The sequence below is a fragment of the Candidatus Woesearchaeota archaeon genome (assembly GCA_021735165.1).
In the GTDB taxonomy this organism is placed as follows: Archaea; Nanobdellota; Nanobdellia; order Woesearchaeales; family 21-14-0-10-32-9; genus JAIPET01.
Genome location: JAIPHP010000003.1, coordinates 32,609 through 55,301 on the forward strand (window position 1 = coordinate 32,609; position 22,693 = coordinate 55,301).

Below are 22,693 nucleotides of genomic sequence, written 5' to 3' on the forward strand. Positions count from 1 at the left end.
AGGCATCATAATGGCAAAAACTAAAGAAAGTGATTTTGAGGAGGCAATCGTTGACTCTCTTGTAAACTCAGGAGGGTATGAAGAAGGAGATCCTAAGGATTTTGATTCAGAGACAGCAATATTCAAGAATGATTTATTCAATTTTTTACAAAAAACTCAACCTAATGAGTGGAAGAAATCTCTTGAGGTTCATGGTAATGATGTTGAAGAGAAAGTTCTATTTAGATTAACGCAAGAATTACAGTCTAGAGATATTTTAGATGTACTCCGAAATGGGTTTACCGATTATGGAGTAAAATACAAATTAGCTTTTTTTAAGCCTGAGACTAAATTAAATCTTGATGATGCTAAAAGATATAAGAATAATCTCTTAAAAGTTACACGACAAGTTCATCACTCTCCTAATAATCCTGATCTTTCCTTAGATTTAGTTTTATCTATTAATGGTATTCCTGTTGCTACAGCTGAACTTAAAAATCAGTTCACAGGTCAGAATGTATCTAATGCTGAAAGGCAATATATTGAAGATAGAGATCCTAATGAATTAATTTTTCAATTTAAGAGAAGAACCTTAGTTCATTTTGCTATTGATACTGATGAAGTGTTTATGACAACTAAACTTGAAGGTAAGAGAACTAGATATTTGCCTTTTAATCAAGGAGATAATAATGGTGCAGGTAATCCCTTAAATCCTGATGGATACAAAACTGCTTATCTTTGGGAGTATGTTTGGTCTAAAGATAGTTGGATGGATATATTACAGAAATTTGTTCATTTACAAACTGAAACCTACAAGATAGAAGGTAAAACTATAAAAAAAGAAAAGATGATTTTTCCTAGATACCATCAATTAGATTCTGTAAGAAAACTAACTCAAGATGTAAAGTCAAAAGGTGCAGGTATTAATTATTTAATTCAACATTCTGCAGGAAGTGGTAAATCTAATTCTATTGCCTGGTTAGCTTATAGGTTAGCAAGTCTTCATAATAAAGAAGATAAGGCTGTATTCAATAGTGTTATTGTTGTTACTGATAGAACTGTTCTTGATAAACAATTACAAGATACAATTTATCAGTTTGAACATAAACAAGGAGTTGTTCAAAAGATTGATAAGAATTCAACTCAATTAGCTGAATCGCTTACAAAAGGTATTCCAATTATCATTACAACATTGCAAAAGTTTCCATTTGTTCTTGATAAAATTGGTAAATTACCTAAGAGAAAATATGCTGTTATTGTAGATGAAGCTCATTCTTCTCAAGGTGGAGAATCTTCTAAAAAGATGAAAGAAGTTCTTTCTATAAAAGACTCTGAAAAAGCATTGAATACTTTAACTGAAGAAGCTGAAGATCTTGCAGAAGATGAAATCAGGAAATCTATGGAAGCGAGAGGAAAGCAAGATAATCTAAGTTTCTTTGCATTTACTGCCACTCCTAAAAATAAAACATTAGAAGTATTTGGTCATAAGAAAAATAAGAAACCATATCCTTTCCATCTTTACTCTATGCGACAAGCAATTGAAGAGGGATTTATTATTGATATATTAAAGAATTTTACAACATACAAAACTTATTTCAAATTATCTAAAGAAATTGAAGATGATCCTAAGATAAATAAAAAGAAAGCTGCACGAGCAATAGCAAGGTTCTTAACTTTACACCCTCATAATTTATCACAAAAAACCGAAGTTATGGTGGAACATTTTAGACAAGTTGTAATGCATAAAATTGGAGGTAAAGCAAAAGCAATGGTTGTAACAGCCTCTAGACTTCATGCAGTAAGATACTATCAAGAGTTCAATAAATATATCAAAGAAAAAGGATATAGCAATATTAAAACACTTGTCGCATTTTCAGGGATTGTTAAAGATGAATTCGGTAACGAGTTTAAAGAAACTATTATGAATGGTTTTAAAGAAAAAGAATTGCCTGATAAGTTTAATACTAGTGAATATCAAATTCTTTTAGTTGCAGAAAAATATCAGACTGGATTTGATCAACCATTACTCCATACTATGTATGTTGATAAAAAATTATCTGGTGTGAAAGCTGTTCAAACATTATCTAGATTAAATAGAGTTTGTTCAGGAAAAGAAGATACTTTCATCCTCGATTTTGCAAATACAGAAGAGGAAATTATTGAATCATTCCAACCTTACTATGAAATTACAACTATTGATGAACCAACAAATCCTAATAGGTTATATGATCTTAAGACAAAACTAGATCAAACAAGAGTTTATACAAATTCAGAAATAGATAGTTTTGCTAAGTTCTTCTTTAAACCAAAAGAGCGATATACTGTAAGAGATAATGCTCAATTAAATAGATTTATTGATCCTGCAGTTGATAGATATAAAGGAATTAGCGGTGAAGATGATAAAGAAGATTTCAAACACACACTTACTGTGTTTATTAGAACTTATGCCTTCTTGGCTCAGATAATGCCTTTTAATGATGCTGAACTTGAAAAACTATTTGCATACGGTAAACTTCTTTTGAACAAACTTCCAAAAAGACAACTAGGAGAACAATTCAAACTAAATGATGAAGTTGCCTTGGAATATTATAGACTACAAAAAATCAAAGAAAGTCATATTAAACTTGAAAAAGGAAAAGTTGGAGAGTTAAACTCTGCAAAAGAAGCAGGAATAAGAAAAGACAAAGAAGAGAAAGCCAAACTATCCGAATTAATCGAAGTATTAAACGATAGGTTTGGAACTGACTTTACTGAAGCAGATAAATTGTTCTTTGATCAAATTGAAGCTGAGCTAGTTGAAGATCAAAAGCTAAAAAGTAGTGCCGAAGTAAATAATATTGAAAACTTCAAGTTTGGATTTGATGACCAATTCATGAATAAGTTAATTGATAGGATGGAACAAAATGAAGACATCTTTAGAAAAATAAATGATGATAAAGTATTTGCTTCTGTAGTTAAAGACTATATGCTAAAGAAAGTTTACAATAGACTAAAAGAAGAAGAGAAAACTCTTTCAAAGTATCTAACTCAAGACGGTTCTGCTATGGCTGTTGCTGATAAAAAAGAAAAGTACGGTAAGAAGAAGGTGAAGAAATAAGATGGCTTTTGCATTATCATTAAAACAACCATGGGCTGAATTGATTTTACAAGGTAAGAAAACAATTGAGACTAGGAGATGGAATACTGAGTTTCGAGGAGAGTTCTATATTCATGCTTCCAAAACCATTGATAAAGAAGCTTGTGAAGAGTTAGGGATTGATCCTTCTTCTTTGGTTACTGGTGTTATTGTTGGGAAGGCAACAATAGTTGATGTTAAGGAGTATTATTCTGAAGACCAATTTATGAAAGATAATTCTAAACACCGAGCAGGATTTTATGGGTTTGGACATCCTCTTTTTGGATTCATATTGGAAGATGTAGAGCGAATCGAACCAATTCCTCAGAAAGGTGCTCTGAAGTTTTTTGAGGTGAATGTATAATGGGATCACGTACTGGCTCTACATTTAAGTCATTGGCTGGACGAAAGAGAGGCAGTAAATTAAAGAGTATTGGTGCTTCTATCTCTGCAGGCATGCAAGCAGGAGAAACAGCTATTGTTTCATCTGGAGGTGCTGTTAGTGCAGGATCTGGAGCAATTGTTAGTGGAGGGGGTAGTGGTGCAGGAGTTGCTTTTGTAGCACCAATTGCAGGAGCAGCTGCTTTAGTTGCAAGTAGTAAGCCTTCTATGGATGTAGTGTATCATACTACCAAGTTAGCTGATTCTGTTTTAAAAAATCTGAATGACCTAACTAACAAATATCAAACTGCAAGTCAGAATCAGCCTGTTTATTCTTATTTTGCTAAAAGTCCAGTTGAGTTTCCAGTTAATATGGTTCAGAGCATGGTTGTTGATGAAGTTTCTGATCTTGCATGGGCTAATGTAAAGAGTGAACTTGGATTAAAGACAACTGCACACCAGGATAGAATTGCGAAATTTATCATTTCACAATTAATTGGTCTTACATTGAACATGATTAAACAGAAAATAAAAGGAGAGAAAATAGACAAGCACTTTTTCTATAAAGAAGTTATGGGTGCAGCTATTGAATATTGCCTTGATGGGTTTATGCAATCAAATGCAGAAAATGAAGTCTTATCATCAAACCCTTCTGTTGCTTATTGCCAAATGGAGACTGGCTCACAAAAAGTTTTTCAAACAGCTACAAAAGAGATTGCCAAAGAACTGGCAGAATTAATCTATGATGATATCTCTTCTCAAAACGAGTTTCCAGAACAAAAGCAATTCAATAGGATACTAAAGAAAAGAGTCACTGAAAAACTAAAGGTAGAAGTGGAAGCCACAGAATATGAAGGGGATTCTGATTTCAAAAAGCAACGTCTTCTCGCCTCTGATCAAAAAAAAGTCCCAGATAAATTAGATAAGAAAGATGTTGTGATCTCTACTCAAACCACTGTCAATAAAAGAAAGATTGATGATTCTTTGAGAATACGATTTACCGCACCAGAGAATGATTATGTAAGGGGAAGGATAACTCCTGCACATAGGGATTTGCTTTCTATAACATCTACTATTTCAAAAATAGAGTATCTAATGAGAAGTGGTGATGTCACGAATATTTTACCTACTGACACAATCATTTACTCCAACACAGACATTTCTAAGAAAACCAGAAGCCTTGTTAATACACTTGCTTCTTTTTTGCTAACCTTTAACCCAAATATATCTATAAAGAAAAATAGTGCCTCTTCGGAAAAAAAAGAACAAAAGGAAAATACAGAAAAATCTGATGTTATTGTTCTATTCTCTGGAGGATTAGATAGTTTAGCAGGATTAGAATATGCAAAGAAAAAATACAAAAACCCTAAGTTTGTATATGTGAATAATCAAGTCAATAGAACAAGTGCTGTTGTAAGATATCTTCAACATAAACTCCATTTAGGAGATGACCTTATTATTTTCCAAAGTCAGAAAGGAGGACAATTTCTACAACAGACAAGAGGATTTTTATTTCTCTCTGCCGCGGCTGTCACCGCAGATGTGTTTGGAGCTAAAGAAATAATTGTTGCAGAATGCGGGGTAACAAAATATCAACCCAGTACAACCATTTCTGATGAGATTACAAAAACAACCCACCGATTAATGATTGAATTGGCAGAACATATTTTCTCTGAGTTCAATATAAATGTAAAAATCAAGTTCCCATTTGATATGAAAACTAAAGCTGAGATCATAGCAGGATATCCAGACAAAAAGCTTCTTATTGATTCTCATTCGTGTAGATCATCAAGATTTTCAGATAAAGATAAGGATGAATGTGGATATTGTTTTGCTTGTCTACTAAAAAATATAAGTTTATCTTATGTGTTGGGCAAAAAACAAGACCAGTTTTTAATTGATCCAATTACAAATTCACAATCCTTTACAACTCAGAATTTAGGAAGAACCAGATCGTTAAAGAATAAGTGCTATGAATCAATTTTCTCACTTATTAATTTCTCCAAATCAATGCTTGCAGGCAATCTTCCAGAGCCAATACAAAAGTACATGCAGGACTATGGAACAACTAAATTATTCAAGAATCATGCAGAAGATATGATTTATGGGCTTATGTTCATGAAGAATAAAGGATGGGTAAAAAATGAGAAAGTTCTCGAATTGCTTAACAAAATTGAGAAGGAATCTTGGTTTGATAAAAAACAAATACTTGAACGAAGAAAAGAATTACTAAATGTTAAGACTTAGTTTGCTCATTAAAACTATAATATCCTTCATTACCAATAATTACATGATCCAACACTTTAATAGATAATAATTCTCCTGACTTAAACAATATGTCTGTAATTTTAATATCTTCTTCTGAAGGTTCTGCTTCTCCTGATGGGTGATTGTGAACAAGAATAACAGAATTTGCACTTTCTTTTATTGCAGATTTGAAGACTTCACGAGGATGAATCAAAGAACTATTCAAAGTACCTACAGAAATAATTTCATCCTTGATAACTCTGTTTCTTGTATCTAGATGTAAGATCATGAAGTGTTCTTTATCCGCTCCATTAAGTTTTGGGTGTGCATAATCAAATACATCTTTTGCTGATTTTATTGGTTTTCCATTTTGTTTAGATAAACTGTGTCTTTTATTGAATTCAAATAGTGCAATTATTTGAGAAGCTTTAGCTTTTCCTATGCCTTTAATCTCTTGTAATTCTTTTAATGAACAAGAAGACAATTTATTAACTCCATATTTAGAAATAAGTCTATTGGACATATCAATTACGTTTTCTTCTTTTGTTCCTTTTTGTAGAATCACAGCTAATAGTTCTGAGTCTGAAAGTACAGAAACTCCTTGTTTTTCCATTCTTTCTCTAGGTCTATTCTCTAAAGAGATGTCTTTAATACGCATTAATACATGATATCTTATGGTGTTTGATAAAGGTTTCTAAGAATTATCCGAAAGATTTTCACTTTTTCTGAACAATTATTTCATGTATTTCTCTAATTCTTTTTTCATTTATCATCTCATCACTTAGCAATAAATCTCTAATAAATTGAGAAAGAGAAATGTATCCTTTGCATTCTTTTCTTAATTGTATTAATTCGTATTGTTTTGTAGTTACTCTAAAGTTGATGAATCTAGTTCTTTTCATTTATCTTCTCTCACTCTTAAGATTTTTGGAAATCTCAACTTATAGCTGTCTTCTTTTTTATACATCATGTCATACCCAACCTCGACTGTTTGTCCATTCTCTATATATAGTTTTGAGCTTGCTGTTCCTATCTGTTTTTCTCCTTCATTTAATGTGTATATCCATCCAAGATTATCTTTTCTTTCTCTTCTACTAATTACTTGCAAGTCTACTGTTCTAAGTGGTTTTTTCTTTAGCCAATTATATCGAGAGCCTGGATGATAAGGACTGCAGTTCTTTACTACTATTCCTTCCATTCCTTTTTTTATCATCTTTGTATAAAACTCTTGTATGTCAACGATAGTATTGGTGCAAAAGAATGGAACGTGAGAAAGATGTTTATTTTCCTCAATCATCAAACCTAGATGTTGTTTTCGGGATAATAATGGATCTTTATAGAGGAAATGTTCTCCTATCTGTAAAACATCAAAAACAAAATATACAAACTTTTGTCCAGGAGGAAGTTTCTTTAGCAGTACCGAATTTGAACTTAATATTTTTCCATTATCGACTACTGCTATTTCTCCATCCAGTATCATATTGATTCCATGAATTCCTTTTATTACTTCTTCTCCAAGATTTCCAAATCTTTTAGTCCAGTCTGCTCCACTTCTTGTAAAGAACTTGATATCATCTCCTTGTTTCAAACATAGAATACGAACTCCATCTATCTTTGGCTCTACAAATACTCCCTCGTTATTGTAGAGAAAGATTCCTAAATCGCCTTCTCCTACTAATTGTGGCTTAAATTTCGTCAGATCTATCATTATTCGTTACCTCCTTAACCTCTTTATCAAGTAGCTTCAAAACCCACTTTCCACTACCTTGTGACGAGTGTGAACTCTTGAAATAAACTGCGAGTAAAGAACCAACATTAAACTCGCTGGCTTTCTCAATTATTCCATGCAGTCCTCTCATCTTGAACTTCTCTTCAGCTGTACTTTTTACTTCCACAAGGAAAGTCTTTGTTTTACTAAACAAAACAACATCACAGACAGAATATTTTCTTCTGCCTGATGCAGCTACTCTTTCTGTATGGAAACCTTGTTCCTTCATGAGATTACAAAAATCTCTTTCATATTGCAGATGGCTTTTTAGTCTCATCTTCTAATCGTACCTCCACTTGTTTTTTTACTAGATGATGGGCTTTGCATTTGCCCACTATCACATCTTCGTGATTCTCATATCTTTCAAGCAAAATAGTTTCTTCATGTAAGTCTTTGATTTGTTTGTCCTTATCGTACTTGATTCCCATTTCATTACAATAAGCGATGATCCTCTCCACTTTCTTCGCATATAATAACAAACATCCTGTCTGTCTTGCCCAATCAAATAATTTGATTCCCATAGGATTATTCATAATCAAAACGGGCTTTAGAGAATTGAATTGAGGAATCTTTCTCATATCATATGAGAAACCTTGAGACATACAACCAATCATGGAAGTGATGTATTTTTTTCCAGCCATACCAAGATATTTTCCTTTCTTATCTCGCTTAATAGAAACAGCATAACCCATAATCGGAACATCCATGATATCATCATAGACATAAATTAGATAATCTATTGGATCATTATCAAACTTCCAAACATCAACTAAACGTTTTCCTTTCTCGTCAGTATATTTGTGAATACTATCTTTGTTAAACCACGAAGGAATCTTCTTAGGAAAATCAGCATTAAGACGAACCTGTAATTTATACCTCTTAATCAGATACATTACAAAATAGAATATTGCCTGTTCTTCAAACGCAAAACCAAGAGAACTATTATCAAGAATGCTTTTGACTACCTCTTTTTGATGAATCTTAGGAACAAGTTCTGCAATTAAATCTTCTGGTCTTGAAGGATTGTAATAATAACGTCTTTGCTTATAGGAAAAGACTTTCAACCAACTCACGCTGACCAATCGATAAATTATCCAAGATTTGATGACTTCCTCATCAAGCTTATACCTATCCTTAAGAATGTCTACTGGAAAGATCTCATTAGAATGTATTATATCAAGATACGCAGTCCTAATTCCCTTAGGCATCAAATTCAATATTTTAAGCTTGACAGCATCATCATCCCTGCCATAGACATATCCTGGTTTTCTACCATGAATCATCTCAGTAGCAGGAATAGTGAACTCACTTCTGCTAATCTTTCCAGCAGTAAACAACTCCCTAATACACTGATAAGTATAATCCCAATTACCATAATCCTCAAGAGATGGATAATCCTTAAGCTGATAGAAGACCTCTGCTAAAGTAAGCCCTGCCTTATTATTCTGAAAGATCTCAAAGACTTTAGCCTTGATACCAACCAAGAGCTCATCAGTATCAACTGTCTTGTTAAAAGACTCAATCTTCCTATTGACATCATCCTCACTAATACCATACACAAAAGAACGAGAACACATCCTTTTCTCAGACTGGACTCTAACCTTACTCTTAACAATCAAATCCTTAAGCAATAATTGCTTTAAATAACTAGAAACATGATGCTTCTGAAGAGAAGTACCCTTAAACTCATCAGCAATCTCACTGGAAATCACAGCCCTCTTACGCACTATGAATTTATAGATCTTGTAAGTGTAAGATCCAGTATTGAACATAATATTCTTTTCCGCCATTTATCATACCTTATTACAATAAATGACAGAATTAGAGTGCATAAATAGTTAGTTCGCTTAATTAGTATTATTTATCTCCCAATTCGATATATTTTTATACATTAATCATATTAAACGGTTAAGACGTTGAATATGACTAGTTGGCAATGAAAGGTCCCGAGCAAAGTGAGTGCACCTAGAGTTGACAATGATTAATTGTTAAACTCCTTAATGTCATTCGTGACATTTGAGTAATTATAAGCTAAGCTTAATTGCTCAGTCTGAGTTTTTTGTTTTATACACAACTTTTTTAAAATAACTTTTTTTCTTATAATTATATGAATTCTGTAGAGATAAAAGGACTTGTAAAAGAATACAAAGAAAAGAAAAAAGAAACAATCATAGCGGTAGATAATATTTCATTCAACGTAAAAAAAGGAGAAATATTTGGATTTTTAGGTCCGAACGGTGCTGGAAAAACAACTACAATAAACTGCGTAACACAACTATCAAACAAAACAAGTGGAAAAATTTTTGTAAATGGTTTTGATACAGAAAAACAATATTTAGAAGCAAGAAGACAAATAGGACTAAGTCCTCAGGACTTGTTATTTGATCCTTACTTCACAGTCATGGAACTTCTTACTTATCAAGGTGGATATTTTGGAATGCCAAAAAAACAAGCGCAAAAAAGAGCAGAAAAACTTCTTAAACAATTCAATTTATGGGATAAAAGAAAAGTAAATATGCGCCAATTGAGCGGCGGTATGAAAAGAAAATTTAGTATAATAAAAGCACTTATGCACGAGCCATCAATACTAATACTTGACGAGCCAACAGCAGCATTAGACGTTGATTCAAGATACGAGCTCTGGGAATTTATAAAAAAACTGAACAATGAAGGGATAACAATAATCCTCACAACACATTACATAGAAGAAGCAGAAAAACTTGCAGATAGAATATGCATAATAAACAAAGGAAAAATAATAAAATTGGAAGAAAAAGAAAAAATAATAGATGAACTAAGCCAAAACATAATAACAATCTACCTAAAAAAAAATGAGGCGCTACCAAAAGAATTTCCTCAATTAAATTACACTTATTATGACAAAAAATTAATAATAACAACGCCCAAAAAAGACCAAAACAAGAACTTGAGATTTGCCTTGAAAACATTAGAAGAAAATAAAATAGAAACAGAAAACTTCTCCGTAGATCAAGATAACTTAGAAAATATATTCAGGAGGCTAATAAAAAATGAAAAATAAGCTTAGCAACTGGATATCATTTTATACTTTATTCAAAAGAGAATTTTTACGTTTTTTTAAAGTGCCTAACAATACAATATTTCCCCAATTAATAACTGTATTGTTCTACTTCATAATATTTGGAATAGCAATAGGAGCAAGGATAAAAGAAGTAGCAGGAGTATCGTACTTCCTGTTTATACTTCCAGGATTATTCGTACAAGTGCTCATAAATGGTTCCTATAGCAATCCTTCAGGTTCATTATTCATGTCAAGAATGTGGGGAAGTATAACAGATGTTCTCATAGCACCAATATCATATACACAATTCACGTTCGCATACATATTTGCAGCAATGCTTCGAGGATTGACTTTAGGAATAGGCGCAATACTCATAGCGATGATATTCATACAAGTAAACATATACAGCATATGGATATTAGGGTTATACATTCTATTAATATCTTTTGTCTTCGCATTAATGGGAATAATAATAGGTCTTTGGTGCAAAACGCACGAGCAGCTTAACATATTCATAAATTTTATAGTAACCCCGTTAACATTTCTTGGGGGCGTATTCTATACATTAAATATGGTTCCAAAAACAATAGCAACAATAACACAACTAAATCCGATATTTTACATGATAAACGGAGTAAGATATGGAATGATAGGTGTGCAAGATGGAAATATATATCTTGGACTGTTATTTTTAACAATTTTAGCAATATCTCTATTCACAATAGTTTACTTATTAATAAAAAGAGGATATAATTTAAGGACGTAAGTTCCCAAAGTATATAAACAAAGCTTCATTCTACATATTAATATGGAAAAAATGCCTAAGTTAAAATCTGACGAACCTCCTGCAGAAGCAGAAAGAGTACAAAAATTGCTTGCAAATGGAGGCTTGTGTTCAAGAAGAAGAGCAGAAGAGCTAATAGAACAAGGAAAAGTAACAGTAAATGGCAAAATAATAAAACTAGGAGATAAAGCAAGACCTGGCACAGACGAAATAGTTGTAGAAGGCAAAATGCTTAAAAAAATAAAAAAAATATATTTATTACTTAATAAACCTCCAGGATACGAAACAACGCTATTTAGTCCTCAAAACAGAAAAAAAGTAACTGACCTAATAAAAATTAAGGAAAGAATAATACCTGTGGGAAGACTGGATTTGAACAGTCGCGGACTATTAATTCTTACAAATGATGGAAACTTCGCAAATAAAATAATGCACCCGAGATTTGAAAAAGAAAAAACATATGAAGCAACAGTAAAAGGAATAATACCTGAAAGCAAACTAAAAATGATAGAAAATGGGCTGGACATAGGAATAGCAAAAGCAAGTCCTTGTGAAGTAAAAATTCTAAAAGAAGGGAAAAAATTCATGCGAGTAGCAGTAACAATTAAAGAAGGAAAGAACAGGCAGATAAGAAGGATGTTTCACAGAATAGGCTACAACGTAGAAGACTTAGTAAGAACCAAAATAGGCAATATAGGTATAGGAAAATTAAAAGAAGGAAAGTATAGGCATCTAACGACAAAAGAAGTACAAACATTATTAGAAAAATAAATTAGTTGAATTATTCAGCATAAAATTCTGCATCTGAACTATCAAAAAATAATATTTCTTCATTGAATCAACAGGATCAAGTTCGTATTTAAAATTACTAAACCCTATTTTTTTATCCTCATAATGTTCGTTCATTTTAACCATTTTTTTATTGATCTAAATAATCACTGTAAAAGAGTTTTTGAAATGCTTTAGAAAATTCGTTTGACGTGAGAATTTCCTCGAGTTTGTCATATCTCTCCACATATTTTTCTTTAACCAGTTTTAATAAGTCTTTTGAAGGCTCTTCTAAGCTGCAAAAATAATAGCACATCTTCTCAATTTTATTATTTGTTTCTTTAAGAATTGCTGACTCTTTTTCTGCCAGACTTACGTTGTACTGTATTTTTGTCAGCATTGCTTGTATTTTAAATTCCTCTTCGACTTTGTAATTTATGCTGTTGATTAAATTTCTATCTTCATTTGTCATGTCAAATTTTTCTACCTCTGCAGGGTTTATTGTGTTTACTATTTTATGTATCTTGGTGTCCACTAATCTTTTCATCGCCATAATCATAGCTGAATACCACCCATTCTCATAATTTTTAAGATAAACTTTCTGCCACGTTTCATCTTCAGGATAATATTTATTGTAAATATCCAGGCTTAGCTCTTTACTAAGGATTGGACCATGGGTTTCAAATCTTTTTTCTTCTGCCTGTTTTCTTCCTATGTCTTCTCTGAGGATATTTTCAATTCTGTTCTTGTATTCAGTGTGTATCATTTATTATCAATTAGTGGAAACTACATAAATATTTAAATATTAGTTGTCATAATTTATGACTACTATGAACTATGAAAAGTTGATTGAACTTGGCTTCAATAAAAATGAGGCAAAGGTATATCTTTCGCTTATGAAATTTACTAGCGCAGATGCGAACACAATAATAAAGGACACTAAATTTCACAAAAATATTGTATATGACAATCTAAGCAAACTCTCAGACAAAGGACTTGTAACACATATAATAAAAGAAGGAAGAACAGTATTTCAGGCAGCAGATCCGAATATGCTTCTTGAACTGTTTGTTGAAGAGCAGAAAAAACTTGATTCAAAAAAGAAAAAAGCACAAAAGGTATATGATGAACTGAAAAAAATTGTCAGAAAAGAACAGGAAAAACAGACAGCGAAAATATACACAGGGAAAAAAGGAATAAGAACTTTTTACAAAGAGCTTATAGAAATAGAGAAAGACTATGTTGTATTCGGAGCCCCGCTGCATTCTGTAGAGATTATGGGAGAAACATTCTGGAAGAACTTTCATTTAAAGTCAAGAGAAAAAGGTATGAAGATGAAAATGATAATGAACAAATCCATAAAGCATTATGCGAATATACCCAGAGGAAAAGACAGACAAGTAAGATTCTTCGACCGAAACTTTGAGCCATTAACAGAGACAAACATACAGGGAGAAAGAACTGCAATAATGGTCTGGACTCAGGAGCCGATCTTATTCCTTATAGAATCAAAAAAAGTTGCAGACTCCTACAGACTATACTTTAAAAAGATGTGGAAAGAATTAAAGGAATAAAAAATTATTCAGATCATCAATTTTTTCAGCTAATTCTTTATCTGTAATCTTATTGCGCGCTAGCGAAAGGGGTTTAATACAAATAAATGCTTTGCATTTATTGTACACAAAAGCTTTGCTTTTGTCGTATCCCGACCTGCTCAAAAATCTTTGATTTTTGGCATGCAAATAAAAACTTTGTTTTTATTGCACACAAAATTGTTCGTTCATTTTTGTTGTGCCAGAAACTTTGTTTCTGTGCATTTAGGGCGGAGATAGCTTCGGAGCAGCGATTTTCATTATTTTCCGGTAAATATTCAGAAAACTATTTAAACAACCAAGTATTACGATGTATTACAATGGACGTCTTAACTGTAAAGTTCCAGCCAAATATTATGAAAAAAATAGATAAGGCAATAAAGCAAAACAACTATAACTCAAAAACTGAATTCATAAGAGATGCGGTAAGAAATAAACTTGAAGAAATAGAAAGAGAAATAGCTCTGAAAAAATTCATGGAACTTCAGGGCAGAGCAGGAAAAATAACTACAGATGAAGAAAATGAAAAAACAAGAGAACTTGTTGGAAAACAAATACTTGCTAAATACAAGAAAAAAATCAAAAATTCTCAGGTTTAAGAGAATCACAAACATCTGTAAGATTGTTGAAAAAATGCCTGTCTCTGGTTATAGCAACAGATTTTTTGTTTCTAGTCTGCACTGCTATTAGACAATCTGCAAAAGGTATATTTCTTTCCTTTGACAAATTATCTGCTTCTTTAATTTCATAATGTTCTGGTTTTAAAATATCTAACGAAATAAACTTTCCAAGAAGATAAATTAGATCATTAATCTGGCATTCTGAGAAATCTGTTTTTAGCTCTTTTATGGAAATTTGAGAAATAAACAATTTGTTTTTATTTGAAAAGACATAAAGAAAAAATTTAGCGGCATAGTCTCCTATAGGCTCTTTTTTTCTCCCGAATCTATTTTCATAAAAATCTCTTAAAATACAAGTATCGATAAAATAGCGTTCCATAAAAAAAGAAAAATCAAATCATATTAATTCTTAAGCAGAACTTTTTCGGAAGTTTTCCGATAAAACTATGATTTAATATTTTTTTAATATTGCATAATACATAACATCAAACAATTCGCCCATTTCTTCTATTTTTGAATTCGTATTGTTAACCATTTTTTCAATATATTTTTGTCTGCATGCTTTAACATCTCCCCAGGTATCTGAACTAATTGTGTGATTTTTTTTATTGCGCGCTAGCGGAAGGGGTTTAATACAAATAAATGCTTCGCATTTATTGTACACAAAAGCTTTGCTTTTGTCGTATCCCGACCTGTTCAGAAATCTTTGATTTCTGCGCTCAAGAAACTTTTAGTTTCTTAGCAGACTCGGAGGAGCGATTTTCATTATTCATATGATAAAGAAAATGATATTATTACTTTCTTGGATATTTATCATAAAGATGATCAATGATTAGAACTTCTTCCTCAAAAATACCTTATTAGTTTTACCATCTTGACTTCTACTTACAATCTCTCGTTCTTCCAAATTCTTAAGAAGCAACGAAAGCGAGGTTTTACTCATCCCCGTTTTATACCTCAAAGTGCTTTGCTGAATTCCTTCCTGATCATGAACTGCTCTTAGAACACTTTGTTCATCTTTTCCAAAACTCGAAATAAATGCTTCAAACTTGCCTTTTTCTTCATTTTCTCGCTTCACAGATTTTAAAGCCTGACTAACCTCGAAGTTTTGCTTTTCCAGCATTTGCTGAGTCTTATCAAAAAATATCAAGTATACTCCCAAAATCAATAATGTACCTGCAGCTATCCAACCAACAATAAAAGGAGCATAATCCCTATCGCCGTGAAGACATGTTCCATCTGCTAAATAACAAGATCCGTTCTGAGTTTCTACAATTGCAGCTATATAATTATCTTCTCTAATCTTAGAAGTTTGCACAAGAAATGCAAGAACTAATGCTATGAATATGACTATAAAACCAACATGTTTATTCTTCATTCTAAACCTAAAAACACACTTTATTTTTAACATTTATGATTTAAAACAAGCAAAATCATCATTTACCCCAAGACCACTTAGCTTTCTCCCCAGTTAACATACAAATTGTGACTAATGCAACAACTGTAAGAACAAGATATATTATTCCAGCTAAAGAATCGACTTCAATTAGTTTAGAAAAAACAATTATGAGCAAAACAGCAACAATGGTAACAACCCAGCCTTCCTTAGAAACAGGATACCAACCATACCCATACAACTTTCTCTTAAACCAATGCTTTCTCATAAATTTAATTTTTAGTTCTAGACTATATAAACTCTTCTAATTTACATTTAATTCTTAAAAAGCATGGCTAAAAATTCACTTTGCTAATAAAATAAAATAAATTAATTAATTTTCAAAATAAGTCTACAATTTCTTATACTTTAATAGTAAACTATTTGTAAGCACAGAAACTGAAGACATCGCCATAGCAGCACCTGCAATAATAGGTGACAAAAGCCAACCTGTACTCGTATAAAGAACGCCAGCAGCTATCGGAATCCCAAGCACATTATAAAATAATGCCCAAAACATATTTTGTTTAATCTTATTCATTGTAAGTTTGCTTAATCGCAAAGCACTAGGAACTGCCAAAGGATCATCTTTCATTAAAACTATATCTCCAGTCTCCATCGCAACATCTGTTCCAGAACCCATAGCAATACCTATGTCTGCTTGAGCAATAGCTGGAGCATCATTAATGCCATCACCTATCATTGCAACTTTGTACTTTCCTTTTTTCTGAAGCTTTTTTACATAACTTGCTTTATCTTCAGGCAAAACCTCTGCAAAAACATTCTTTATTCCTGCCTGAGCAGCTATTGCTTTTGCAGTCCTTTTATTATCTCCTGTCATCATAAATGTCTTGATGCCCATTTTATGCAATCTAAGAATTGCTTTCTTACTCGTTTCCCTTATTGTATCTGCAACAGCAATAATTCCAAGAACCTTTTTATCAGCCAGCACCATAACTGTTTTTCCTTCACTTTCAAGCTTATTGATTTCAGATTTATATTTAGAAACATTAATTTTTTGTTTATTCATCAACTTCATATTTCCAGCAAAATATTTTTTCTTTCCAACAAAAGCTTCAACTCCATGTCCGGGCACCGCTTTAAAACCTGAAATCCTTTTGAATTTAATTTTCTTATGTTTAGCAAATCTAACTATTGATTCTGCTAAAGGATGTTCAGATTCATTTTCAATACTTCCTAAAATTGTTAAAAATTCTCCATCCTTCAATTCACTTTTAAAATCAGTAACTTCAGGAACTCCTTTAGTTATAGTTCCAGTTTTATCAAACACAACGTAATTAATTTTATGAGCAGTTTCAAGAGCATCTCCACCTTTAATTAAAATACCTCTTCTAGCGCCAAGTCCTGTACCTACCATGATGCTTGTTGGGGTGGCAAGACCTAAAGCACAAGGACACGCTATAACTAAAACAGAAACTCCTGTTAGTATTGCAAAGCTCAAGCCTTGTCCTGATAACAACCAAATAAAAAAAGTAACAATTGCAATAACAATTACTACTGGAACAAAATAAGAACTAATACTATCTGCAAATCTTTGTATTGGTGCTTTTCTTCCCTGTGCATCTTCAACCAATTTAATTATGTGCGAAAGAGTAGTATCTTTTCCTATTTTTGTCGCCTTAAACCTAAAAGAGCCATGTTTATTTATAGTGCCGCCAAATACCTTATCTCCTTTAGCTTTGTCTATAGGTACACTTTCTCCAGTAATCATAGACTCATCAACACTGGTGTTTCCTGAAATAATCTTTCCATCAACAGGAATTTTTTCTCCTGGTCTAACAAGAATGATGTCTTTGAGAACGACGTCATCAACACTCACAATAATTTCTCTATTTTTTCTTAAAACTCGTGCGGTCTTAGGACTGAGATTCATTAATTTGCTAATAGCATCACTAGTTTTGCCTTTAGCTCTAGCTTCCAAATATTTTCCAAGAATAACTAATGTTATAAGAATCGCTGACGTTTCAAAATACTGCCCTCCATCCGTTACAAACAAAACTAAATATACTGAATAAAAATATGCTGCAGATGTTCCAAGTGCAATCAAAGAATCCATATTTGCGTTTTTATTTTTCAAAGCACTCCAAGCACCCTTATAGAATTCGGCCCCAATATAAAACTGAATAGGTGTTGCCAATAGCCACAAAACATACTCCTCGAAAGGAATCATGATCTTAAGCCACATAAACACCATGCCAATAATAAATGCAGGAATTGCGAAAATCAAACTAATTAAAAGTTTATTTTTCAAACGATTCATTTCTTTAATATGTTGCTTTTTAGGATCTTCTAATCCCTTACTTAAGGAAGCATCATATCCTTTACTTTTCACAATATTAATAAGATCATTTTCATTTAATAATGAATCATCAAATTCTACTGTTGCTTTGGCAGTACTATAATTAACATTTGCTAATTTAACACCATCTTTCTTAGAGAATCCTCTTTGAATCAAAGTAGCACAACTAGCACAATGCATTCCCTTAACGTCCAAATCTATTTTTTTCATATTATCTCTCCATACCTAAAAGTATTAAAATTTAATATAACTTTTTTAATAATTATATCTAACACATATATCTAGCATGTTTATAGTTCATTATTAATATAGCGAAAACAAGCTCTTATATAATTTACAAAAGTAAAAAATATAGCTTTTGTATAAAATCACAGTAAGTCTATTAGTTTATCCGCCACAACCACATCCGCCAGAACCACCTGCGCCACAGCTACCTGCACCTCCTGAATTTTGAGTGCCAGAATTTGACTTTTCTACATAATCTGCTTTTTCTCCTGAACTATCAACCACATCAAAAGTCGTAGCGCCCATACCCATACTGCAAGCTATATTAAATGTGCCAGATTTATCAGGAGTGAATTCTATGATGTTGTTTCCTTCGCTTACATATTCACTTACACCAAACGCAGGAATTCTCACAGCTTTCATACAACCTACAACGCTCTTAAGATCAACTTCCATTCTTACAGGAACTCCAACTTTTAATTCCGAAGGTTCTAATACATAGACATAATTCTCATAAGTTAATTTAACAGTCTGAATATCTCCATTTCCTGTGTTAGCAACAACTTTACCAGTAGCACTACTTGTTTTGGCTGCGCTAGCACCATATGTCAAACTAACAACACCAAATAAGCTAACGACAAATATCGCAAGCACCAAATATAAAACATTTTTCTTAATTCTCATTTTTTTTACCTCCTTAAAAACTAACTAAAGGACTTTTAGGTCCATAAATCATTATTGCTAAAAGAATAAATGTTGCAATTATTGCTATTGAACTAAGTGTCATGAAATCAGCAGGTTTCTTTTCATGTTTTTTTCCTTCTGCTACTTCTTCATACATCATGATGCTTAAACCGCCTAATATTATCACATTAATTATTATGTAAAAAGGCATGAATATTAACAGGTTATCTGAAAACATCATGATCGAAATCATAGGCCCCATAGTTCCCCCCATAAGTCCTGCCATCATTCCTTCCATAGTTCCCATAACGCCGCAGCATTTTCCTGTAAGCCAACCGACCAAACATCCTAAAAGCATTCCAACCATTGCTCCTGCAAAGAAACCATTAGTTGCTCCTATAACTGCACCTATCATCATTCCTGTCTGCATTCCTATGGTCATTCCTATCATCATTCCTGTCATGCAAGTAATTTTATTCTTCAAATAAGCAACAACATGCCAAATAGCCACTCCTATTGTTGCTATGCTTATGTTAAGATACAATATCCACCAACCATAATTTACAAAGAAATCAGGAATGTTCTTTAGAAATACAAAATAAGCAAGAACTTCCAATATGCTAATTATAAGAAAAATTCCTATTGTATATGGTATTATCTTTGATTCAACAATATAATTTGAAGGATTCTCCTTGAAATGTCTTATTCTCTCTTTGAACGTTTTTCTTTCAAATGACTGAGTTGAAGCACGAAAACCTTTTGATTTTATTATATTGATTATGTGGTCAGGACTTGTCTTTGAATCATCAAATTCAAATGTTGCCGATTCATCGTTTATTGAATACTTTATTATTCCATCCTCTTTGTCAAAAGCTTTTTTTAGAACTCTTGAACAGGAATCACATTCTATGTCTGGTATGTAAATAGTTTCTTTCATTACTCCACCTCATAACCTTCTTTTTTTATCACTGCCCTGATTTTATTTTCAGAAACCTTGTTTTCATCAAATCCTAATTTTAATTCTCCAGAATCATGAGAAATACTTTTTACATTTACATAATCTAGTTCCTCCAATTCTTCTTTTATTAACATTTCGCACGATTTGCAATGCATTCCTTTCACTTTGAATTTCTTTTCCATGATTAATCACCCTGCAACTCTGTCTGAACAGGGTTTATTAATACCATTCGCCCATAGTTTTCATGCTCAGAAAGTTTGAAACGTCCAAATTGTTGTTCTAGAACGTTTATGGCTGAAAAAGAACAGGATTTTATATTTGTGTTGCTATTGGAGTCATTATACATAAATAAAAATATTATAATTTATGTTTATTTCTTTGAAAAAACCATGGAAGAATTTGCCTTTAAAAAATTGATTTTGATAAGTAAAACTGACTTATAAACGTTAATTCTTGAGAATTTGGAGATTTCAGCCATTTTGGTTTATGTTAAATCAATGGAAAGGTATATAAATAATTTTGATGTTTTATTTTACGAAGTGGTGCTTAAAAAAGTAAAAACGGGTTTTGATAAAGTTTTTGAAGATAAATTCAACAGGATCTTCATACCGTTACTCATATTAATAGGAATACTGTTAATTGTAAGTGGAGGAGCAAGTTCTGATGTTAATGATAATACAGAAGTAGGAAAGTTAAATGTTCACTTTTTCTATCTTCCAAGCTGTCCTCATTGTCAAGAACAAAAACCATTCAATGAGCAGTTGATGCAGGAATATCCCGAGATTAATTGGATATATCATGACACAAGTGACTCCAAAGAAAATCAAATATATGCTCAGATGGCTGTTGAGAGAGGTCTTAGTCTTAGAAATTTAGGAGTACCAGGAACATTTATTGGAGATGAAGAAATAATTGGTTTTGGGAGTGCTGAGACAACAGGCGTTCAGATAAGACAAGCACTAGAAGATTATATTGCACAAAATACTAAAGAAACAGAACAAGAGGTTAATGAAACTGTTTTACCAGAGAATGATTCTGAGGAATTCAACAGAATAGTAAACTTACCTATGTTTGGAGAAATAGATGTTCTGAATGTAAGTCTTCCTGTTCTTTCTATTTTACTCGGATTCGTAGATGGAATGAATCCCTGCGCTATGTGGGTCTTGGTATATTTAATATCTTTAATTCTTGAAGTAAGAGATAGAAAGAAAATATGGTTCTTAGTTGGATCTTTCTTATTAGCATCAGGAGTATTATATTTCTTATTCATGACTGCATGGCTAAATGTATTTTTATTGGTTGGTTACATACGGACTGTAACAATAATAGTGGGTCTTGTTGCTTTATATTTTGGAGTTACAAGTATAAAGACTTTTATAGAAACAAAAGGCGCCATTCAATGTGAAGTGGGTGATGCTGAAAGTAAGAAAAAAACTATGAGCAAGATGAAACAATTAGTTGCTTCTCCCCTAACGTGGGCAACAATGGCTGGAATGGTAGGATTGGCTTTTTTAGTAAATTCTCTAGAATTTGTATGCTCTGCAGCACTTCCGGCAATATTTACACAAGTTTTAGCAATAAGTGAAATATCAGGAGCATCATATTACTTGTATATTTTGTTATATGTGTTCTTCTTTATGCTAGACGACCTTATAATATTTGGATTAGCAGTATTTGCAGTAAATAAATTCGTAGGGGACAAATATGCTAAATGGTGCAAATTGATAGGTGGAATAATAATGTTAGTCTTAGGAATAATAATGGTCTTCTTTCCACACATATTAAGATGATTTTCTAAAAATTTATATTTGAATATGATTTATGTTATTTTATGAGAGAAAATAAAGTCTTCCTATTTAATAAATATGGCGAGAAACTTGCAGGTCTTGAAGCAATTCCTTCTGAGAAAAAAGAGAAATATCCTGCAGTCATATTAGTTCATGGATTCGGGGTTACAAAAGAAGAATACGGATTATTTGATGGATTAGCAAAAACTCTTTCAGATGCAGGTTTTATTGTGTATAGATTTGACTTTTCAGGAAGAGGAGAAAGTGAAGGAGATTACTCTGAGATGACTATAACTCGTGAATGTGATGATCTTGACGCAATAATGAGCTTTGTCGAAACTCAGGATTTTGTTGATTCCGGGATGATAGGGATGCTAGCACAATCATTTGGAACTGCCGTAGTCGCTTCCTATGTTCCTGATGTAAAAGCTCTTGTCTTCACAGGAAGCATATCTGATTTTGAAAATGTTACTGCAAATCCAAAAAAATGGGATGTTCTTGACAAAAAAGGCATATCTATAAAAACAAAAGGACCTGGCGAAGTAATAAAAATAAATTCTGCTTTTTGGGAAGACTTAGAAAAATATGATGTGCTTAAATCTATAAAAAAAATAAAGTGTCCGATACTTTTTATACACGGTTCAGAAGATGGAAGAGTTCCGCTTGAAAGCATGGAAGCATATTATGAGAATGCAAATGAGCCAAAAGAAAAAATAATAATTCAAGGAGCAGATCATGATATGGAACCAAAAAGAGAAGAACTGAACAAAATTGTTGTCAATTGGTTCAAGAAAAATTTAAATTAATTATTTACTTAAATATTTTTATTATTCTTACCTATGGTTACGGTCATAGAACCCATTCAGAACGTTGGAGGAACGTTCGCTTTGCTCAGTTCCTCAGTTAGAGTTTTACTTGAATATTTTTATTATTTTTACTGGGCAGTCTTTTGCTGCTTTTTCGTTCTAAGGTTACGGTCTTAGGTCCCAT

The 22,693-nt window shown here is 32.2% G+C and carries 25 protein-coding genes; 11 read left to right on the forward strand and 14 right to left on the reverse strand.

Annotated elements, in window-relative coordinates:
• Window positions 1–10 precede the first annotated feature (10 nt).
• Genes K9L97_01210 through K9L97_01220 form a run of 3 tightly spaced genes read left to right on the forward strand, consistent with a single transcriptional unit; the run spans window position 11 to window position 5,722 of the window.
• Entirely contained in the window at window positions 11–3,076 is a 3,066-nt protein-coding gene (locus K9L97_01210; protein MCF7871627.1) for a DEAD/DEAH box helicase family protein, read from the forward strand.
• 1 nt (window position 3,077) lies between these two features.
• Entirely contained in the window at window positions 3,078–3,458 is a 381-nt protein-coding gene (locus K9L97_01215; GenBank protein MCF7871628.1) for an ASCH domain-containing protein, read from the forward strand.
• Window positions 3,458–5,722, forward strand: coding sequence for a 7-cyano-7-deazaguanine synthase (locus K9L97_01220; protein ID MCF7871629.1), 2,265 nt, complete (start codon window positions 3,458–3,460; stop codon window positions 5,720–5,722). Before K9L97_01215 ends, K9L97_01220 begins: the two co-directional genes overlap by 1 nt.
• On the opposite strand, the gene radC is transcribed toward K9L97_01220, so the two are convergent.
• From radC to K9L97_01245, 5 genes are read right to left on the reverse strand one after another with little or no spacing between them, the layout of a single operon-like run.
• Window positions 5,712–6,380 (reverse strand): DNA repair protein RadC, encoded by a 669-nt coding sequence (gene radC / locus K9L97_01225; GenBank protein MCF7871630.1) that lies wholly within the window; start codon window positions 6,378–6,380, stop codon window positions 5,712–5,714. The two genes, K9L97_01220 and radC, sit on opposite strands and share 11 nt — an antisense overlap.
• Before the next feature lie 58 nt (window positions 6,381–6,438).
• Window positions 6,439–6,624, reverse strand: coding sequence for a hypothetical protein (locus K9L97_01230; protein ID MCF7871631.1), 186 nt, complete (start codon window positions 6,622–6,624; stop codon window positions 6,439–6,441).
• Window positions 6,621–7,430: a hypothetical protein gene (locus K9L97_01235; GenBank protein MCF7871632.1), complete on the reverse strand. Its 810-nt coding sequence runs from the start codon at window positions 7,428–7,430 to the stop codon at window positions 6,621–6,623. Before K9L97_01235 ends, K9L97_01230 begins: the two co-directional genes overlap by 4 nt.
• Window positions 7,408–7,767 (reverse strand): hypothetical protein, encoded by a 360-nt coding sequence (locus tag K9L97_01240; protein MCF7871633.1) that lies wholly within the window; start codon window positions 7,765–7,767, stop codon window positions 7,408–7,410. Before K9L97_01240 ends, K9L97_01235 begins: the two co-directional genes overlap by 23 nt.
• A complete protein-coding gene (locus K9L97_01245; protein ID MCF7871634.1) occupies window positions 7,739–8,827 on the reverse strand; it encodes a hypothetical protein in 1,089 nt (362 codons plus the stop codon). The genes K9L97_01240 and K9L97_01245 overlap by 29 nt, the downstream gene beginning before the upstream one ends.
• A 770-nt stretch (window positions 8,828–9,597) precedes the next feature.
• On the opposite strand from K9L97_01245, the gene K9L97_01250 reads away from it, so the two are divergent.
• From K9L97_01250 to K9L97_01260, 3 genes are read left to right on the forward strand one after another with little or no spacing between them, the layout of a single operon-like run.
• The gene (locus K9L97_01250) at window positions 9,598–10,530 is read left to right on the forward strand and encodes an ABC transporter ATP-binding protein (GenBank protein MCF7871635.1); all 933 of its coding nucleotides are present in this window, start codon (window positions 9,598–9,600) and stop codon (window positions 10,528–10,530) included.
• Window positions 10,520–11,296 carry an ABC transporter permease gene (locus K9L97_01255; protein ID MCF7871636.1) on the forward strand — a complete coding sequence of 259 codons (777 nt, stop codon included), beginning with the start codon at window positions 10,520–10,522 and terminating at the stop codon, window positions 11,294–11,296. Before K9L97_01250 ends, K9L97_01255 begins: the two co-directional genes overlap by 11 nt.
• Before the next feature lie 42 nt (window positions 11,297–11,338).
• Window positions 11,339–12,085 (forward strand): rRNA pseudouridine synthase, encoded by a 747-nt coding sequence (locus K9L97_01260; protein ID MCF7871637.1) that lies wholly within the window; start codon window positions 11,339–11,341, stop codon window positions 12,083–12,085.
• Here the strand turns inward: K9L97_01260 and K9L97_01265 are convergent.
• Both K9L97_01265 and K9L97_01270 read right to left on the reverse strand, forming a co-directional pair.
• Complete coding sequence (locus K9L97_01265; protein ID MCF7871638.1) at window positions 12,074–12,229, reverse strand: hypothetical protein; 156 nt, start codon at window positions 12,227–12,229, stop codon at window positions 12,074–12,076. The genes K9L97_01260 and K9L97_01265 overlap by 12 nt on opposite strands.
• A 4-nt stretch (window positions 12,230–12,233) precedes the next feature.
• The gene (locus K9L97_01270; GenBank protein ID MCF7871639.1) at window positions 12,234–12,848 is read right to left on the reverse strand and encodes a hypothetical protein; all 615 of its coding nucleotides are present in this window, start codon (window positions 12,846–12,848) and stop codon (window positions 12,234–12,236) included.
• 64 nt (window positions 12,849–12,912) lie between these two features.
• Between K9L97_01270 and K9L97_01275 the strand changes: the two genes are divergently transcribed.
• Window positions 12,913–13,656 carry a hypothetical protein gene (locus tag K9L97_01275; protein ID MCF7871640.1) on the forward strand — a complete coding sequence of 248 codons (744 nt, stop codon included), beginning with the start codon at window positions 12,913–12,915 and terminating at the stop codon, window positions 13,654–13,656.
• Between the two features lie 338 nt (window positions 13,657–13,994).
• Complete coding sequence (locus K9L97_01280; protein MCF7871641.1) at window positions 13,995–14,273, forward strand: ribbon-helix-helix domain-containing protein; 279 nt, start codon at window positions 13,995–13,997, stop codon at window positions 14,271–14,273.
• Here K9L97_01280 and K9L97_01285 read toward each other — a convergent pair.
• The 7 genes from K9L97_01285 to K9L97_01315 form a co-directional block, all read right to left on the reverse strand.
• A complete protein-coding gene (locus K9L97_01285; GenBank protein MCF7871642.1) occupies window positions 14,254–14,673 on the reverse strand; it encodes a type II toxin-antitoxin system VapC family toxin in 420 nt (139 codons plus the stop codon). The two genes, K9L97_01280 and K9L97_01285, sit on opposite strands and share 20 nt — an antisense overlap.
• Window positions 14,674–15,126: 453 nt before the next feature.
• A complete protein-coding gene (locus tag K9L97_01290) occupies window positions 15,127–15,672 on the reverse strand; it encodes a MarR family transcriptional regulator (GenBank protein MCF7871643.1) in 546 nt (181 codons plus the stop codon).
• 58 nt (window positions 15,673–15,730) lie between these two features.
• The gene (locus tag K9L97_01295) at window positions 15,731–15,958 is read right to left on the reverse strand and encodes a hypothetical protein (GenBank protein ID MCF7871644.1); all 228 of its coding nucleotides are present in this window, start codon (window positions 15,956–15,958) and stop codon (window positions 15,731–15,733) included.
• Between the two features lie 123 nt (window positions 15,959–16,081).
• On the reverse strand, window positions 16,082–18,259 hold the full coding sequence (locus tag K9L97_01300; GenBank protein ID MCF7871645.1) for a heavy metal translocating P-type ATPase: 2,178 nt from the start codon (window positions 18,257–18,259) through the stop codon (window positions 16,082–16,084).
• Window positions 18,260–18,436: 177 nt separating this feature from the next.
• The gene (locus tag K9L97_01305) at window positions 18,437–18,958 is read right to left on the reverse strand and encodes a hypothetical protein (GenBank protein MCF7871646.1); all 522 of its coding nucleotides are present in this window, start codon (window positions 18,956–18,958) and stop codon (window positions 18,437–18,439) included.
• Window positions 18,959–18,971: 13 nt separating this feature from the next.
• On the reverse strand, window positions 18,972–19,895 hold the full coding sequence (locus K9L97_01310) for a heavy metal translocating P-type ATPase (GenBank protein MCF7871647.1): 924 nt from the start codon (window positions 19,893–19,895) through the stop codon (window positions 18,972–18,974).
• Window positions 19,895–20,098 (reverse strand): cation transporter, encoded by a 204-nt coding sequence (locus tag K9L97_01315; GenBank protein MCF7871648.1) that lies wholly within the window; start codon window positions 20,096–20,098, stop codon window positions 19,895–19,897. The genes K9L97_01310 and K9L97_01315 overlap by 1 nt, the downstream gene beginning before the upstream one ends.
• Before the next feature lie 108 nt (window positions 20,099–20,206).
• Here K9L97_01315 and K9L97_01320 point away from each other — a divergent pair, with 108 nt between their 5' ends.
• From K9L97_01320 to K9L97_01330, 3 genes are read left to right on the forward strand one after another with little or no spacing between them, the layout of a single operon-like run.
• Entirely contained in the window at window positions 20,207–20,359 is a 153-nt protein-coding gene (locus tag K9L97_01320; protein MCF7871649.1) for a hypothetical protein, read from the forward strand.
• A 54-nt stretch (window positions 20,360–20,413) separates the two neighbouring features.
• Entirely contained in the window at window positions 20,414–21,706 is a 1,293-nt protein-coding gene (locus tag K9L97_01325; GenBank protein MCF7871650.1) for a hypothetical protein, read from the forward strand.
• 41 nt (window positions 21,707–21,747) lie between these two features.
• On the forward strand, window positions 21,748–22,509 hold the full coding sequence (locus tag K9L97_01330; GenBank protein ID MCF7871651.1) for an alpha/beta fold hydrolase: 762 nt from the start codon (window positions 21,748–21,750) through the stop codon (window positions 22,507–22,509).
• The last annotated feature ends 184 nt before the right edge of the window (window positions 22,510–22,693 follow it).

Coding starts and splice junctions, on each gene's coding strand:
- K9L97_01330 (MCF7871651.1), top strand. CDS start 21,748: ATGAGAGAAAATAAAGTCTTCCTATTTAATAAATATGGCGAGAAACTT.
- K9L97_01325 (MCF7871650.1), top strand. CDS start 20,414: ATGGAAAGGTATATAAATAATTTTGATGTTTTATTTTACGAAGTGGTG.
- K9L97_01210 (MCF7871627.1), top strand. CDS start 11: ATGGCAAAAACTAAAGAAAGTGATTTTGAGGAGGCAATCGTTGACTCT.
- K9L97_01300 (MCF7871645.1), bottom strand. CDS start 18,259: ATGAAAAAAATAGATTTGGACGTTAAGGGAATGCATTGTGCTAGTTGT.
- K9L97_01250 (MCF7871635.1), top strand. CDS start 9,598: ATGAATTCTGTAGAGATAAAAGGACTTGTAAAAGAATACAAAGAAAAG.
- K9L97_01315 (MCF7871648.1), bottom strand. CDS start 20,098: ATGGAAAAGAAATTCAAAGTGAAAGGAATGCATTGCAAATCGTGCGAA.
- K9L97_01310 (MCF7871647.1), bottom strand. CDS start 19,895: ATGAAAGAAACTATTTACATACCAGACATAGAATGTGATTCCTGTTCA.
- K9L97_01320 (MCF7871649.1), top strand. CDS start 20,207: ATGGCTGAAAAAGAACAGGATTTTATATTTGTGTTGCTATTGGAGTCA.
- K9L97_01265 (MCF7871638.1), bottom strand. CDS start 12,229: ATGGTTAAAATGAACGAACATTATGAGGATAAAAAAATAGGGTTTAGT.
- K9L97_01295 (MCF7871644.1), bottom strand. CDS start 15,958: ATGAGAAAGCATTGGTTTAAGAGAAAGTTGTATGGGTATGGTTGGTAT.
- K9L97_01285 (MCF7871642.1), bottom strand. CDS start 14,673: ATGGAACGCTATTTTATCGATACTTGTATTTTAAGAGATTTTTATGAA.
- K9L97_01280 (MCF7871641.1), top strand. CDS start 13,995: ATGGACGTCTTAACTGTAAAGTTCCAGCCAAATATTATGAAAAAAATA.
- K9L97_01270 (MCF7871639.1), bottom strand. CDS start 12,848: ATGATACACACTGAATACAAGAACAGAATTGAAAATATCCTCAGAGAA.
- K9L97_01215 (MCF7871628.1), top strand. CDS start 3,078: ATGGCTTTTGCATTATCATTAAAACAACCATGGGCTGAATTGATTTTA.
- radC (MCF7871630.1), bottom strand. CDS start 6,380: ATGCGTATTAAAGACATCTCTTTAGAGAATAGACCTAGAGAAAGAATG.
- K9L97_01260 (MCF7871637.1), top strand. CDS start 11,339: ATGGAAAAAATGCCTAAGTTAAAATCTGACGAACCTCCTGCAGAAGCA.
- K9L97_01275 (MCF7871640.1), top strand. CDS start 12,913: ATGAACTATGAAAAGTTGATTGAACTTGGCTTCAATAAAAATGAGGCA.
- K9L97_01230 (MCF7871631.1), bottom strand. CDS start 6,624: ATGAAAAGAACTAGATTCATCAACTTTAGAGTAACTACAAAACAATAC.
- K9L97_01240 (MCF7871633.1), bottom strand. CDS start 7,767: ATGAGACTAAAAAGCCATCTGCAATATGAAAGAGATTTTTGTAATCTC.
- K9L97_01290 (MCF7871643.1), bottom strand. CDS start 15,672: ATGAAGAATAAACATGTTGGTTTTATAGTCATATTCATAGCATTAGTT.
- K9L97_01220 (MCF7871629.1), top strand. CDS start 3,458: ATGGGATCACGTACTGGCTCTACATTTAAGTCATTGGCTGGACGAAAG.
- K9L97_01235 (MCF7871632.1), bottom strand. CDS start 7,430: ATGATAGATCTGACGAAATTTAAGCCACAATTAGTAGGAGAAGGCGAT.
- K9L97_01305 (MCF7871646.1), bottom strand. CDS start 18,958: ATGAGAATTAAGAAAAATGTTTTATATTTGGTGCTTGCGATATTTGTC.
- K9L97_01255 (MCF7871636.1), top strand. CDS start 10,520: ATGAAAAATAAGCTTAGCAACTGGATATCATTTTATACTTTATTCAAA.